This window comes from Bacillota bacterium, from assembly GCA_029961055.1.
Classification (GTDB): Bacteria; Bacillota; Sulfobacillia; order JAIMAT01; family JAIMAT01; genus JAIMAT01.
This window is the reverse complement of the sequence record JASBVM010000001.1, coordinates 1-13,945: the sequence shown is the minus strand read 5'-3', so window position 1 is coordinate 13,945 and position 13,945 is coordinate 1. Positions and strand designations below refer to the sequence as shown.

At 72.8% G+C, this 13,945-nt stretch carries 12 protein-coding genes; 3 read left to right on the top strand and 9 right to left on the bottom strand.

The annotated features are described in order from the left end of the window. Positions 1–110: 110 nt before the first annotated feature. Entirely contained in the window at positions 111–353 is a 243-nt protein-coding gene (locus tag QJR14_00060) for a sulfurtransferase TusA family protein (GenBank protein MDI3316022.1), read from the top strand. 123 nt (positions 354–476) lie between these two features. Here the strand turns inward: QJR14_00060 and QJR14_00055 are convergent, their stop codons facing one another. From QJR14_00055 to QJR14_00035, 5 genes are all read right to left on the bottom strand, one after another. Next, complete coding sequence (locus QJR14_00055; GenBank protein MDI3316021.1) at positions 477–1,379, bottom strand: putative sporulation protein YtxC; 903 nt, start codon at positions 1,377–1,379, stop codon at positions 477–479. Positions 1,380–1,498: 119 nt separating this feature from the next. Next, complete coding sequence (locus QJR14_00050; GenBank protein ID MDI3316020.1) at positions 1,499–2,479, bottom strand: ROK family protein; 981 nt, start codon at positions 2,477–2,479, stop codon at positions 1,499–1,501. 73 nt (positions 2,480–2,552) lie between these two features. Beyond that, positions 2,553–3,209 (bottom strand): phosphate signaling complex protein PhoU, encoded by a 657-nt coding sequence (gene phoU, locus QJR14_00045; protein ID MDI3316019.1) that lies wholly within the window; start codon positions 3,207–3,209, stop codon positions 2,553–2,555. Between the two features lie 44 nt (positions 3,210–3,253). Continuing rightward, positions 3,254–4,606, bottom strand: coding sequence for an ATP-binding protein (locus tag QJR14_00040; GenBank protein MDI3316018.1), 1,353 nt, complete (start codon positions 4,604–4,606; stop codon positions 3,254–3,256). Between the two features lie 4 nt (positions 4,607–4,610). Further along, positions 4,611–5,318, bottom strand: a complete 708-nt coding sequence (locus QJR14_00035) for a response regulator transcription factor (protein ID MDI3316017.1) — start codon at positions 5,316–5,318, stop codon at positions 4,611–4,613. Positions 5,319–5,530: 212 nt separating this feature from the next. On the opposite strand from QJR14_00035, the gene QJR14_00030 reads away from it, so the two are divergent. Both QJR14_00030 and QJR14_00025 read left to right on the top strand, forming a co-directional pair. Then, entirely contained in the window at positions 5,531–6,994 is a 1,464-nt protein-coding gene (locus QJR14_00030) for a class I adenylate-forming enzyme family protein (protein MDI3316016.1), read from the top strand. Between the two features lie 235 nt (positions 6,995–7,229). Further along, on the top strand, positions 7,230–8,501 hold the full coding sequence (locus QJR14_00025; protein ID MDI3316015.1) for a hypothetical protein: 1,272 nt from the start codon (positions 7,230–7,232) through the stop codon (positions 8,499–8,501). Here QJR14_00025 and QJR14_00020 read toward each other — a convergent pair. From QJR14_00020 to QJR14_00005, 4 genes are all read right to left on the bottom strand, one after another. Then, positions 8,482–9,666: an acyl-CoA dehydrogenase family protein gene (locus tag QJR14_00020; protein ID MDI3316014.1), complete on the bottom strand. Its 1,185-nt coding sequence runs from the start codon at positions 9,664–9,666 to the stop codon at positions 8,482–8,484. The genes QJR14_00025 and QJR14_00020 overlap by 20 nt on opposite strands. Before the next feature lie 305 nt (positions 9,667–9,971). Then, positions 9,972–11,387, bottom strand: a complete 1,416-nt coding sequence (locus tag QJR14_00015) for an S-layer homology domain-containing protein (protein MDI3316013.1) — start codon at positions 11,385–11,387, stop codon at positions 9,972–9,974. Positions 11,388–11,505: 118 nt separating this feature from the next. Beyond that, positions 11,506–12,468: a proline dehydrogenase family protein gene (locus QJR14_00010; protein MDI3316012.1), complete on the bottom strand. Its 963-nt coding sequence runs from the start codon at positions 12,466–12,468 to the stop codon at positions 11,506–11,508. A gap of 190 nt (positions 12,469–12,658) precedes the next feature. Then, positions 12,659–13,498 carry a LysM peptidoglycan-binding domain-containing protein gene (locus tag QJR14_00005; GenBank protein ID MDI3316011.1) on the bottom strand — a complete coding sequence of 280 codons (840 nt, stop codon included), beginning with the start codon at positions 13,496–13,498 and terminating at the stop codon, positions 12,659–12,661. Positions 13,499–13,945: the final 447 nt, after the last annotated feature.

The window sequence follows — 13,945 nt, the reverse complement described above, 5'->3', positions numbered from 1 at the left end:
GGGCTGAAGGGCCGGCGCGGGTGCGACGAGGCGTCTGTCGGCAAGCGGCGACAGGATGGGAGACGGAGGGAGCTCCTCCCTCCACCACGACAGGGGAGGCGGCGACGAAGATGGCGGAAGGCATTCCGGCGACCAAGGAGATCGACGCGCGGGGCAGCTTCTGCCCCGGGCCCATGATGGAGCTGATCCGGGCGATGCGTTCGGCCAATGTGGGCGACGTCATCGCCGTCCTCTCCACCGACCAGGGCTCCAAGCGGGACATCCCCAACTGGGCCCAGAAGGCCGGTCAGGAGTTCCTCGGCGTCGAGGAGAAGGACGGCTACGACCGGATCCTGGTGAAGAAGGTCAAGTAGGGCGACAAGGCGGTCGCGGGCCGTCCGCGGCCGCGGCGGAGACAGGCGGCCGCCCGCAGCCGGCCGGGGGCCGGCGGGGGGCCGCCCCTTCGTCGCTGGGTGCCTGCGGGCGTTCTTCCCGGTTCAGGAGGGGCTCGGGCGGGCGCCGAAGACGGCCCGCCGGCACCAGGCGCAACCCGGGCAGAGGTCGAGGCGCTCGGCGAAGATGCCCCGGGCCATCTGGAGCGCCGGCGGATCCAGGTGCTCGGCCCCGTGCAGGACGACGCGCTCCGGCGCCACCGAGAGCAGCGCGCTCAGGAGGAGGTCGACCATCTCGTCCGCCTCCCCCAGCTCGACCCCCATCTCCACCAGCAGCTCCTGGGAGAGCTGGCGGTGCCGGCCGTCCGCGAGGTAGAAGGAGCCCCCCGGCCGGACCAGGACGTGGACCTCGGGCAGGCGGGGCTTCCGCGTGGCGAGCACCTCGTGGAGGAAGCGGATCAGCTCTTCCTGCTCCCGCCGGTTGAGGTACTCGTCGACCGCCTCGTCCACCGCGTCCTCCAGCTCCTGGACGTAATCCTTCATCCGAAAGCGGAGGAAGCCGTCCACCACCACCTCGTTGTGGCGCTCCAGGAACTCGGACAGCCGCTCCAGCACCTGCGAGCGGCGGGCGATCAGGTAGCTGACCCTGGGCCGGCCCTCCGGCGAGCCGTAGAGGCGGACGCGGGCCAGCCGCCCGATCTCCTGCCGGGCCCGCTCGTCGAAGTAGCCGTAGTTCCGCTCCAGCACCCGCTCGAGCCAGCGCGGCTCCAGCCGCTCGACGATCACGTCCGAGAGCGAGTCCGCCACCAGGTGCCGGATGGCGCGGGTGGCCTCGACGGTGAGGGGGTAGGGCGTGGCGAACTGGCAGGTCAGGAACTCCCAGCGGTCACGTCGCTCGGAGCGGACCTCCAGCCGGTAACCGCCGTCGGAAGCCAGGCCGACCTCGAAGCGGAGCCGGTCCGCGATGGCGTCCGCCGCCATCGTGGTGCCGATCAGAATCGTCTCCACGCCTCTCCCCTCCTCTCCGGCCAGCCTCTCTGCCGCACCCGGAAGGCGCTCTAGTATATGAGCCCCCCTCCAGCCCGTATACCGCCTGTCCAGGCCCCGGCCGGCGCCTCGCGGGCGGGTCAGCCCGCCTCCTGCAGCCTCCGCAGGGCCACCGTGGCGGCTCCCACCGCCCCCGGCGCCTCCAACCCGGCCCGCACGATCTCCAGCCCGCGGGTGGCGCTGGCGAAGGCGAGCTCCAGGGCCTTCGCGCGCGCCGGGCCGAGCAGCCGCTCGCCGGCCCTGCTGACGCCCCCGCCGACCACGATCCGCCGCGGCGCCAGGATCTGGATCAGGTTGGCCAGGCCGACCCCCACCCAGAAGCTTTCCCGCTCGACCAGCTCCGGTCCCGGGGCCACGCCCGCCTCGTCCGCGGCGAAGACGTCGCGGGCGGTGACCGCATCCAGCCGCCCGTCCAGCCGCCGGAGCCACCAGTCGCGCTCCGGTCCCGGCGGGAGCGCCTCCAGCGCCGCTCGCGCCTCCCGGGCCAGCGCCCGCCCGGAGGCCAACGCCTCCCAGCAGCCCTGTCGCCCGCAGCCGCAGAGCGGTCCACCCGGCTCCAGGATCATGTGCCCGATCTCGCCGGCCGTCCCGGCGGCGCCCCTGTACAGCTTCCCGTCCAGGTAGAGGCCCCCGCCGATGCCAGTGCTGAGGGTGACGTAGACGCCGTCCCGCGCCCCGCGTCCCGCGCCGAAGGTGAACTCGCCCAGGGCGGCGGCGTTGGCGTCGTTCTCCAGGAAGCAACGGACCCCCAGCCTCTCCGCCAGCGGTCCCGCCAGGGGCAGGTCGCGGAGACCGCCCAGGTTGGGCGGCTCGAGGAGGATGCCGCTCTCGGCGTCCAGCGGGCCCGGGGCGCCCAGGCCGACGCCCGCCAACTCGTCCGGCCGCAGGCCGAGGCTCCGGCAGGTGGCCTCCAGCGAGGCGACCAGCCCCGCCAGCAGCGCCCCGGCGCTCCCCAGCGGCGTCGGGCGGCTGTCCGAAGCCAGCACCCGTCCCGTGTCGTCGCAGATCACGGACTCGATCTTGGTCCCACCCAGGTCGATGCCTCCGTAGAGCTGCTTCACCCGAGCACCTCCAGCCCGCGGCGGCCCTGCCGCCGCCTGTCCGCCGCCCGACCGCCCCGGGACAGGTCCGCCGTCAGGCGTTCAGGTCGACGTGCTCGCCCGTCTCCAGGTAGATGACCGATTCGCCCACGTTGGTGACGTGATCCGCGATCCGCTCCAGGTAGCGGGAGACGAGGAGCAGCTCGAGCCCCTGCTGGATCGTCTGCGGATCCTGCATCATGTAGGTGAGGAGCTCCCGCAGCACCTGGGAGTAGAGGTGGTCCACCTCGTCGTCGCGCTCGGGCAGGTTCCGGATCGCACCCACGTCGTGGGAGACGTACGCCTCCAGCGTGTCCCGCAGCATGCTCCTGGCCAGCTCGGCCATGCGCGGCACATCGATGAGCGGCTTCACGTAGGGCTTGCCGTCCAGGCGGATGACCACCTTGCAGATGTTCTCGCAGTTGTCGCCGATACGCTCCAGGTCGCCGCTGATCTTGATGGCGCTGATGATCACGCGCAGGTCGCCGGCCAGCGGCTGTTGCAGGGCGATGAGGCGCGAGGCCAGCTGCTCCACCCCGTGCTGCATCTGGTCGATCTCGTCGTCGCCCTCGACCACGGCGCGGGCGAGGGCCACGTCGCGCTCCACCAGCGCCCTCATCGTGGTCTGAATGGCCTCCTCGACCCGGCTGCCCATCCTCAGCACCGCGCTGCGCAGCTCCTCCAGTTGCGCGTTGAAGCTTTCCCTCGGCATGGGTGCTTCCTCCCTTCGGCACCCCCCCGAAACCCGGGGCCGCCTCAACGGCCCGGTGCCTGGGCGGGCAACCAGACCTCGAACCGCGATCCCCTGTCCGGTTCGCTCCAGACCTCGACGGTGCCTTCGTGTACCTCCACGATGTGCTTGACGATGGCCAGGCCGAGACCGCTCCCGCCCGCCTGGGACTCGGGCCGCTCGCGTCCCTCGCCGACCCGGTAGAAGCGCTCGAAGATGCGGTCCAGCTGGTCGGACGGGATCCCGCGCCCCGTATCCTCCACTACCAGCAGGACGCCTCCCTTCCCCTGGCGGCTGGCGCCCTGGGCGCGGACCCGCACCGTCCCCCCCTCGGGCGTATACTTGATCCCATTGTCCACCAGATTGCCCAGGAGTTGTGCGACCCGCTCGCGATCGGCCTCCAGCTGGAGCGAGGAGTCGACGTCGCTCTCCAGCCCGACGCTCCGCTGGCTGGCCAGGGGACGGAAGCGGTCCAGCACCTCGCGCACCAGGTCGGCCACCAGGAAGGTGCGGTAGTTGAGCTCCACCTGCTTGGCCTCCAGGCGCGCCAGGTCCAGAAGCTCCTCCACCATGGCCGCCAGGCGGCGCGCCTCCCCCTCGATGATGCCCACGAACTCGCGGGCCAGGGCCCGGTCGTCGATGGCGCCGTCGAGGAGCGTCTCGGTGAAGCCGAGGATGGAGGTGACCGGCGTCCGCAACTCGTGCGAGACGTTGGCGACGAAGTCGCGCCGGAGCCGTTCCCCCCGGCGGATGGCGCTGACGTCGTGGAGGACGAGGAGCGCCCCCTGGTGCCGTCCCTCGGCCTCCGTCCGCTCCCCCGGCCCGGCCGCGCCCTTCTCCCCCGCCCCGGCCTCGGGAAGCGGAGCCCGCAGCGGCACGCAGCGCGCCTCCAGGTAGCGGTCGCGAAAGGCGGCCGGCGCCACCTCCATGGCGCGCTCCACACCGTCCTCGAGCACCCGGTCCACCATCTCGCTCAGGCGGAAGTTCTGGAGCAGCTCGATGTGCGGCCGCCCGGCCTGGACGCGGCTGCGGGCGATGCCCAGGAGCTCGGTCAAGGCGGGGTTGAAGAGGAGCGCCCGCCCCTCCCGGTCCACCAGGATCAGCCCCGTGGGCAGGGTGCGGATCGACTCCTCCAGAAGGTGCGTCCGCTGCCGGCACCGTTCCACCTCGCCCGCCAGCTCGCGCAGCCGGTTCCGGGCCACGCGGAAGAGGTCGACCATGGCCGGGGGCGCCTCCAGCTCCTCGGCGCTCCCGGACCCCTCCAGGATGGCCCGCCAACGGGTCGCCGCCGCCTGCCAGGAGCGCTCGCGCAGCCAGCCTCCCAGAAGCAGGCCGGCGAGAAAGGCCACCGCCAGGAAGAGCCCCAGAGGCGCCGACACGCCATCACCCCCCGAAACGGTACCCTACGCCGCGGACCGTCCGGATGAGGACCGGCCGTGCGGGATCGGCCTCCAGCTTCTCGCGCAGGTGACGGACGTGAACGTCGACCACCCGCCGGTCCCCGAAGAAGTCGTCGCCCCAGACCGCCTGCAGCAGCGTCTCGCGGGAGAGCGCCACCCCCCGGTGGCGGGCGAGGTAGAGAAGGAGTTCGAACTCCTTCGGCGTGAGCGGCACCTCGCGCCCTCCCCGCCGCACCTGGTGGGCCCGGACGTCGATCACCAGGTCGCCGGAGCGGAGGAGCGGCGCCTCCTCCCCGACCGGCGCCCGCCCGTCGGCCGCCTCCCGGGCCCGCTCCGTACGGCGCAGGATGGCGCGGACCCGGGCCACCAGCTCCCGCGGCGAGAAGGGCTTGGTCACGTAGTCGTCGGCGCCCAGCTCCAACCCCAGCACCCGGTCCACCTCGCTGTCCCGCGCCGTCAGGAAGAGGACCGGCATCGGCCGTTCGGCGGCGATGCGGCGGTAGAGGTCGAAGCCGTCGCAGTCCGGCAGCATCACGTCCAGGATGGCCAGATCGGGATGCCGCGTGCGCAGGATCTCCATGGCCTCCCTGCCCGTGCCCGCGAGGAGCGGCTGGAAGCCCGCCTTGCGCAGGTTGAACTCCAGCAGCTTGCGGATGGAGCTCTCGTCGTCGACCAGCAGCACCTCGGTCACGCCCCACTCTCCCCTCCTCGTCCGGAAGCCGCGACCGGCCTGTACCCCCACGTTAGCAAATGTCCGGCTGCCGTGCGCCGCACGGGCAGGGGGCCGCCCCCGCCCTCCCGTATTCTCGGTTGACAACGGGGAGGTGACCTTCCGCGACGTCGGGACGGAAGAGAAGAAGGGCGCCCGCCCGCCGGCCACGGGCGGCCGAGCCTGCCGGGGCGGTGGCGGGCGCCGCTTCGCGTTGGGCCGAGGCGGTCCTGGGATGGGCGGGACGGCAGCCCGGGGCGGTCGCCCTGGTCGAGCCCGGAGGGGCCGCCCGTTACGGCGATCTCCAGCAAGCGGCGAGGGAGGTGCGACACCTCCTGCAGGCGACCGCCCCCGCCGGGCAGGCGCTCGACCCCGGTGCCCTGGCGCTCCCCAACGGCCTCGCCTTCGTGGCCGCCCTCCTCGCGGCCGCCTCCGACGGCCGGCCGGCGGCGCTCCTCCCGCCGACCCTGCCGCACGCCGAGATGGTCCGCCGGGCGGAGGAGGCGGGAGCGCGGTGGCTCCTGCTTCCCCTGGAGGCGGGCCCCACGGGACGCCCGGTGGCAGGCCGGATCGATGCGCTGGGCTTGCGGCTGGAGCGATGGGAGGGGCGGGGCGCGGGCTGGCGGCCCGGCGACCTGATCGCCCAGCTGACCTCGGGGGCGGATGAGCCCTCCAAGCTGGCCGTCCGCACCGGCGCAGCGGTCTGGAACGAGATCGTGGACTTCGCCGCCGACGCCGGTCGCGAGCTCGTCCTCTCCACCCTGGTCGCCACCTCCCTCGCCCACTCGTACGCCCTGGTGGGCGGGACGCTCACGCCCCTGGCCCTGGGCGGCCGCGTCGCCGTCGCCCCGGGGCCGGAACGGGAGCCGGTGGTGGCGCTGGCGAGGCGGAGCCGGCCGGCCCTCCTCTTTGGGGTGCCGCTGCTCTACCGCAGGCTGGTAGAAGGGGAGGCCGAGCCGGACGCCTTCCGCTCTGTGCTCGGCTTCCTCAGCGCGGGGGCGCCTCTGGAGCGGGGGGTCCACGACGCCTTCGCCGAGGCGTACGGGCGGCGGATCGGTCAGGATTACGGCTCGACCGAGGCGGGGATCATGACGCTGCGCCTGGCCTGGAGCGAGCCGCTGGACGGCTCGGTGGGGCGGCCGGTGCGGCACCGCCAGGTGACCATCCTGGACGAGGCGGACGAGCCGCTCCCCCCGCGCCGGACGGGCGAGGTGGTGCTCCGCTCGCCCGGCCTGGCCCGAGCCTACCTCGGCCCCGGAGGCGAGGAACGCAGCCGCGCCGCCGGCCTTGACCGCGGCTTTTGGCGCACCGGGGACATGGGCTGGCTGGACGAGGAAGGGCACCTCTTCCTGGCGGGGCGCCGGAGCCAGTTGGTCCGCATCGACGGGCACCTTCTGGACGTGCACGCGCTGGAGAGCGCCCTCTCGGCCTCGCCGGGCGTCCGCGAGGCGGCGGTGGTCCCCCTGGGCCGGGAACCCGGCTCGACGACGGCCACCGGCCTGCGGGTGGTGGTGGCGGCGCCGGAGGTGAGCCGTGCCGAGCTGGAGGAGCGCTGCAGGCGCCTGGGCCTGGAAGGGCTGCCGGTGGAGGTCCGCTTCCTGCCGGCGCTGCCGCGGAGCGCCGCGGGCAAGATCCTGCGCCGCCTCCTGCTGGATTGAGGGCAGGGCTGCCAGGCAGCGGCTCGAAGGGATATAATCCTGCCAACGCGTGTCACTTTCGGTGAAGGGGAGTAGCCGCCGCCCCGAGGGGGCGGTCGGTTCGGTCGTCAACACGGGGCCTCCCCTCGGGAGCGCCGCCCGGCCGGCCGTGCGATCCTTGCAGGCGAGACCTTCACGCCCCGGTCGGCGTGAAGGTCTCGCTGTCGGCCGGGTGGGTGAGTGAGGAGGTCCGGTGGTGCATCCTGCTCCCCACGGTCATCGTCGCCCCGAGGAGCCGCCCGCGCCGAACCCGGGATTCAGCCCGTCGGAGCGAAGGCAGATCCTTCTCCTGGCGCTGACCCTGGTCCCCTTTGTCCTCGTCCTCTTCGCCGGCTTCGGCCGCGACAACCCGCTGGTGGTCTCCGCCGTCACCGGCCTGGCCATCGTCGCCGCCTCCATGTTCCTGGCCTGGGCCGTGGAGGGGCTGGAGACGGTGGTGCCGCAGGCCGTCGCCCTGGCCGTTCTGGCCCTGATCGAGGTGGCTCCGGAGTACTCCTTCGAAGTGATCCTGGCCTGGCAGCAGCGGACCGACCTGGCCATCTCCTCCATGACCGGCTCCAACCGGCTGCTCCTGGGTCTGGGCTGGCCGGTCGTCCTGTTCCTGGCGTGGTGGATGGCGCGGCGGCGGGGGCAGCGTTTCGACGGCATCGAGCTCTCGCGCCACCAGGCGGTGGAAGTGCTCTTCCTCCTCATCGCCTCGGCCTACGCCTTCGTCATCGTCCTGGAAGGCAGGATCACGCTCCTCGACAGCGCGGTGCTGGTCGCCGTCTACCTGGCCTACGTCTGGATGGCGATGCGCCTGCCGGTGGCCGAGGAGGAGGACGAACCGGCCCTCGGGGTGGGGGCCACGGTGAAGCGCCTTCCCGGCCTGCAGAAGGCGCTGGCCGTCGGCGGCTTCATCCTCTTCGGCGCCTTCGTCATCTTCTTCGGGGCCGAGCCCTTCATCGACGGGGTGATCGGGGTGGCCAGGGGGTTCGGGATCTCCGAGTTCTTCCTGATCCAGTGGGTGGCGCCCTTCCTCTCGGAGTTCCCCGAGAGCCTGACCGCCTTCCTCTGGGCGGCCACGGTGGTCCATGCGCCCAAGGGCATGGCCAACCTGGTCTCCTCCAAGCTCAACCAGTGGACGCTTCTGATCGCTTCCATCCCCATCGCCTACAGCCTCAGCCTCGGGCGGCCCGCCGCCATGCCGCTCTCCCCGGTGGGCGTGGAGGAACTGCTCCTGACCGCCGCCCAGTCGCTCCTGGGCGTCCTCCTGCTGACCGAGCTCCACTTCTCGAAGCTCGAGGCGATCGGCCTCCTCGGCCTCTTCGCCGTCCAGTTCGTCCTACCGGTGGAATCGGTGCGCATGGTGGTGGCGGGGATCTACCTGGTGCTGGCGGCGGCCTTCCTCGTCGTGCGGCTGGCCCGGGCCAGCCTCTTCGGCGAGCTGGCCCGGGCGCTGGCGGCGGTCAGCGGCCGAAGGCGTTGAAACCGGTGATGGTGCGGCCCAGGGCGAGGGTGTGCACCTCGTACGTCCCCTCGTAGGTCTCGACCGTCTCCAGGTTGAGCATGTGGCGGATGGAGGCGTACTCGAGGGAGATGCCGCTGGCGCCCAGGATGGCCCGGGCCTGGCGGGCGATCTCCAGCGCCTTGCGGGCGTTGTTCCGCTTGGCCAGGGAGATCTGGACGGGGTCCAGCTCGCCGGCCTCCTTCAGGCGGCCCACCTGGAGCGCGGTCATGCGCATCTCCGCCAGGTTGGAGGCCATGGCCACCAGCCGCTCCTGGATCATCTGGCGGGCGGCGATGGGCGCGCCGAAGCTCTCCCGCGCCTGCGCCCAGGCCAGCGCCTCCTCCAGGCAGGCCGCAGCCGCGCCCACCGTCCCCCAGGCGATGCTGTAACGCGCCTGGTCCAGGCAGGAGAGGGGGGCGCGCAGGCTCTCCGCCCCGGGCAGGCGCGCCTGCTCGTCCACCCGGACGTCCTGGAGCTCCAGCGAACCCGTCTCCGAGCAGCGCATGGACGCCTTGTGGTGGATGGGCTCGGCGCGGAATCCGGGCGTCCCCCGCTCCACCAGGAAGCCCAGCACGCGGCCCGGACCCGCCTCGCTCTCCTCCCGCGCCCAGACCACCGCCACGTCGGCGATGGGCGCGTTGGTGATCCACATCTTGCTCCCGCTCAGCCGCCAGCCCGAACCCTCCCGCCGCGCCCGGGTGCGCATGGCGGCCGGGTCGCTGCCGGCACCCGGCTCGGTCAGGCCGAAGCAGCCGACCGCCTCGCCGCGGGCGAGCCTGGGGAGCCAACGCCGCCGCTGCTCCTCGGAACCGAAGGCGTGGATGGCGTGCATCACCAACCCGCCCTGGACGGAGGCGAAGCTGCGGATGCCGGAGTCGGCCCGTTCCAGCTCCTGCATCACCAGCCCGTACCCGACCGCCTCCATCCCGACCCCGCCGACCTCTTCGGGGAGGTCGGCCCCCAGCAGGCCGAGTTGCCCCATGCGCGGGATCAGCTCGCGGGGGAAGCGCCCTTCCTCCCATGCCTCCCGGACCAGGGGCAGAACCTCCTGGTCGACGAAGCGGCGGACGGCATCGCGGATCTGGCGCTCATCCTCCCGTAACCAACGACGGCTCTCCAACAGGTCGAGTGGGTCGACTGGCATGGGGAACCTCCTCCCTCGGGCGCGGCGGTTCGTACCCCCTCACGGGCCACGGAGGCTTTCGCGCCAAGGGCGGGAAGTTCCTGGCACACCGGCACGCACCCGGGCTCGCAGCGCGGGGAGGGAAAGGGATGAGAGGGGAGGCGGAGTCCGGCCCGGACATGCGGCGGAGTCCGGCCCGGGCGTGCGGCGGAGCCCCGCCCGGACGGGCGGGGCTCTACTCCGCACCCCTTTCGGCAGCGCTCAGCCTGGCCGCTCCGGCTCCCCGGGGCGCCCGGACGAGGCTCTGGCGCCCGGGGCCCGGTCGGTCAGGGTTCCGCCGATCCGGCGACGATCACCAGCGCCGAGCCGTCTGCCAGGGCCTTCTGGTCCACGACGACCGGGGTTCCGGCCGAGAGGGTGGACGGGTCGACGGTCTGGCCACCCCGGAAGGCGAGCGGATGCGTGCCCAGATCCACCGGGGTGAAGATGCCGTCCCGGTAGATCTCCGTCGTCCCGCCCGTGGCCGTGCCCACCAGGTAACCCCAGACGCGGACCACGGGCGCGGCCGGCGTGGTGGCGGCCACGCCCACGGCCTGCCCTTGCGCATCCAGCGCCACGCTGACGCTCTGGCCGAGAAGGCTCTCCGACTTCCCCTCCGCCGGCTGGCCGTCCAGCGTGACCCGCGCGCCGGGCAGGAGGACGTAGCTGTGCAGACCCGGCGACGAACCCGTCGGCGTATAGACGCCGAGCGTCCGGCCGTCCGGGCTCCAGCCGACGGCGAAGCCGGTCACCGACTCGACCGGAGCCGGCAGGGGCGGCGGCAGGACGGTGATGGAGGTGACGCGCGCCGCGGCGTCCACGGTCACCCGCACCTGTGCCCCCGCCGTCACGTCCGCGAGGCTGCCCGGCTGGCCGTAGACGCTGACGCTCACGTCGCCGGCCAGGGGCAGCGTGACCGTGATGGCAGCCGGCAGGCGGGGCAGGCTCAGGGTGATGTCGCTATACGTGACGGCGGTCACCGTCCCCACCAGCACCGAGGGCTGCGGCGCCGGCGGTTGCGGGTTCCGGTGCTCCACCGCGGCCTCCAGGAAGAGCGCCAGCTCCGCCCGGGTCACCGGCCGGTTCGGGTCGTAGAGGTAGCGCAGCACGCCCTGGAAGTTCCCCTGTTCCACGTTCTGGGCCACCGCCTCCGCCGCCCAGTAGGGCGTCTGGGCCCCTCTCGGCAGCTCCGCCAGGAGTTCGGCCACCCGCCCGGCGGGCACAGGCGGGTACTGGAAGACGCGGGCGACGAGCACCGCCAGCTGCGCCCAGGTGATCTTCTCCTGCGGCTGGAACCGGCCGCCGGGGTAACCCATGAGGACCCGGTTCCGGGCCGCCACGGCCACCCACGCCCGCGCCCAGGCCGGAATCGCGCCGGCGTCGCGGAAGCGTGCCGCGTAGGCCGACTGGGCCGGCGTGGGCTGCCAACCCTCCAGGCGTCCCAGGACCGCCGCCATCTCAGCCCTGTTCGTGAAGCCCGAGGGCGAGAAGGTGCCCGCCGCGGTGCCCTGGAAGACGCCCCGTTCCGCCAGCGCCTCGACGGCCGCCTCCGCCCAGGGGTACTCCTCCAGGTCCCCGAAGCGCACCGCGGTCGCCACCTGCCCTTTCTTGGGCCCGGCGGCCGACGTGAGACCCGGGGTGACCGCCAGGACCAGCGCGAGCAGCGCGAAAAGCGCGATCAGGCCCCGCCTCGGCCTCTGCATGCTCCCTCACTCCTTTCCTCCGAAACGGACTTCCCTGAGAGGGATTCGAGGAAAGGAGCCGCAGAAGCGCCGGCGGAGGTGCGCGAAAGGTTACGGGACGGTTACAGCGGACTCCCGTTCAGCGGCCCAGAAGCAGCCACAGGTCCGCCGGCCGCTCGGCCAACCTGCGCATGAAGTAGGGGAACCAGGCGCGCCCGAAGGGGACGTAGAGCCGCACGTGCTCACCCTCGGCCACCAGCCGGCGTGCCAGCTCGGGCCGGATCCCGTAGAGCATCTGCCACTCGAAGCGCGTCCGGTCGATGCCGGCCTCACGAAGCGACTGGCGGAGCGGCCCGATCAGTTCGTCGTCATGGGTGGCGATGGCGGTGAAGTTGCCATTCTGCAGGCTGGCCATGACCAGCCGCCGGAAGGCGAGGCGGATGGTCTGCCGGTCCTGCAAGGCCCGTCGCGGGGGCTCCGCGTAGGCGCCCTTGACGATGCGGACCGCCGGGCGATACGGGGAGAGGGCCTCCAGGTCCTGCGGCGTCCGGTAGAGGTAGGCCTGGAGCACCACGCCCACGTTCTCCAGGCCGGCTTCGCGCAGCCGCCGGTAGGTCGCCAGCGTCCGGTCGACGTAGGCCGAGGACTCCATGTCGATCCAGACCAGGCGCCCCCCGGCCGCCGCCCGCCGGACCACCCCCTCGGTCAGCCGGTAGCAGTCGGCCTCGGAGAGGTCGATGCCGAAACCCGTCAGCTTGACGGAGACGTTGGTGTCCGGCAGGCCCGCCGCCTCCGCCGCCTCCAGGATGCTGCGGACCTCGGCGGCGGCCGCCTCGGCCTCCCCCAGGCTGCGCGTCGACTCGGCCAGGTTGTCCAGGGTGACACCGACACCCTGCGCGTTCAGCTCCGCCGCTCCGCGGATGGCCTCGTCCAGCCCTTCGGCGATCACGAACCGCCGCGCCGCCCTGCTCAGCCCGCGGGAGTGGGCCAGGCGGACGGCGGTGCGGCTGACGGCCAAGCGCTGAAAGAGTGGGCGGAGAATGGAATCCACGGCCACGGCCTTCGCCTCCGGCGTCACGGGCGCGCCGTCCGTCGCCTGCACGGCCCGCCTGGAGAGCTTCCTGCCAGTCTGCCATCTTGCACCTGCCGGCCGGCTCCGTCCAGGGGGCGATCGGCTGCCGGCACCGGCGCTTCCCCCACGGGCGGCCGGGCCAGGAGGGGCGGCCCCCCGGGAGCCGCCCCTCCTGGCCATGGAACCGTCTGCCGGGACGAACCCGGTGCGGGCCCGCGCGTCAGAGGGCGAAGGTGACGTGCCCGATCTGCGCCGTCACCGGCAGGCCCAAAAGATACGTGTTGCTGATCTCGCCGGTCGCCCAGAAGTAGAGTGCGCCGCCGGTGGGGTCGCTGCCGGAGAGCGCCTCGTCCACCGCCTGGTAGGCGCTGGGAGTGGCCGGGCGGTTGATCCACCCGTTCAGGACGGGGGTGAACTGGTAGTTGCCCCAGGCGTCCACCTGGTAGATCACGCCGCTCACGGTGTCGGGGAAGAGGGGGCTGCGTACCCGGTTGAGGACCACGGCCGCCACGCCGACCTGGGCCAGGAAGGGCTCACCGCCCGCCTCGGCGGTGACCAGGCGCGCCAGCAGATCCCTTTCACCCGGGGCCAGCCGGACCACGGGACGCGGGACCGGGGCGGGCGGCCGTGCGCCGCCGCCGGGGTCCGTGGAGGTCGGGATCGAGAAGACCTGTCCCGGGTAGATCCAGTCGCTCTGAAGGCCGTTGGCCGAGCGTATGGCGGCCACGCCCACCCCGAACCGCTGGGCGATCTTCCAGAGCGTGTCCCCCGGCTGGACCGTGTACGGTTGGCCCGGGCTCGGCAGGAAGAGCCGCTGACCCGGGTAGATCCAGCTGGAAGTCAGCTCGTTGGCCGTCACGATGGCGCGGTAGTCCACGCCGTGGGCCTGACCGATCGCGTAGAGCGAATCCCCGGGCTGGACCGTGTAGACGCTCGTCGCCTGCGCCGGCCGGGCGGGCAGGGCCCAGGCGACCGCCAAGCCGGCGAGGGCGACGGGAACGAGCACACGCCGGAGGAAACCCCCCTTGCGGGTGGCGAGGCCATGTTCGCTTCGCTTCAAAGGCAGCACCTCTTTCCAGGCGGGAGTCGGGTCGCCCCTCGTCCGGGGCCGGAAGGCCGACCCATGGGCAAGTGTAGGAAGTGGGACGAGTTCCGTCTTTATGGAAGAGCTGGAAGGATGCATACCGTCCGCCGTCTTCCCGATGGCTTGCCGGCGATGCGGCAGCGGCTTCCTCAGACCGGGGACCTCCGCGGACTCCTACCCCGGTGCCGAGGCAGGCCGTCCGGAGCCGCGAGATCCCCGCGCGGCGGATCGACGCCAGCGTGTCTACCGCATCCCGAACCCTGTCCCGAACCCTCGAAAGGAAGTACGGTCTGAGCGACGCCCCGGTCTCTTCGCCGGACGTCGAGTCGAAGAAAGCCCCGAAGCCTTGCGGCCCGGGGCTCTTGGGGTGGTGGGCGGTAGAGGACTTGAACCTCTGACCCCGTGTACGTCAAACACGTGCTC

Coding starts and splice junctions, on each gene's coding strand:
- QJR14_00060 (MDI3316022.1), top strand. CDS start 111: ATGGCGGAAGGCATTCCGGCGACCAAGGAGATCGACGCGCGGGGCAGC.
- phoU (MDI3316019.1), bottom strand. CDS start 3,209: ATGCCGAGGGAAAGCTTCAACGCGCAACTGGAGGAGCTGCGCAGCGCG.
- QJR14_00020 (MDI3316014.1), bottom strand. CDS start 9,666: ATGCCAGTCGACCCACTCGACCTGTTGGAGAGCCGTCGTTGGTTACGG.
- QJR14_00015 (MDI3316013.1), bottom strand. CDS start 11,387: ATGCAGAGGCCGAGGCGGGGCCTGATCGCGCTTTTCGCGCTGCTCGCG.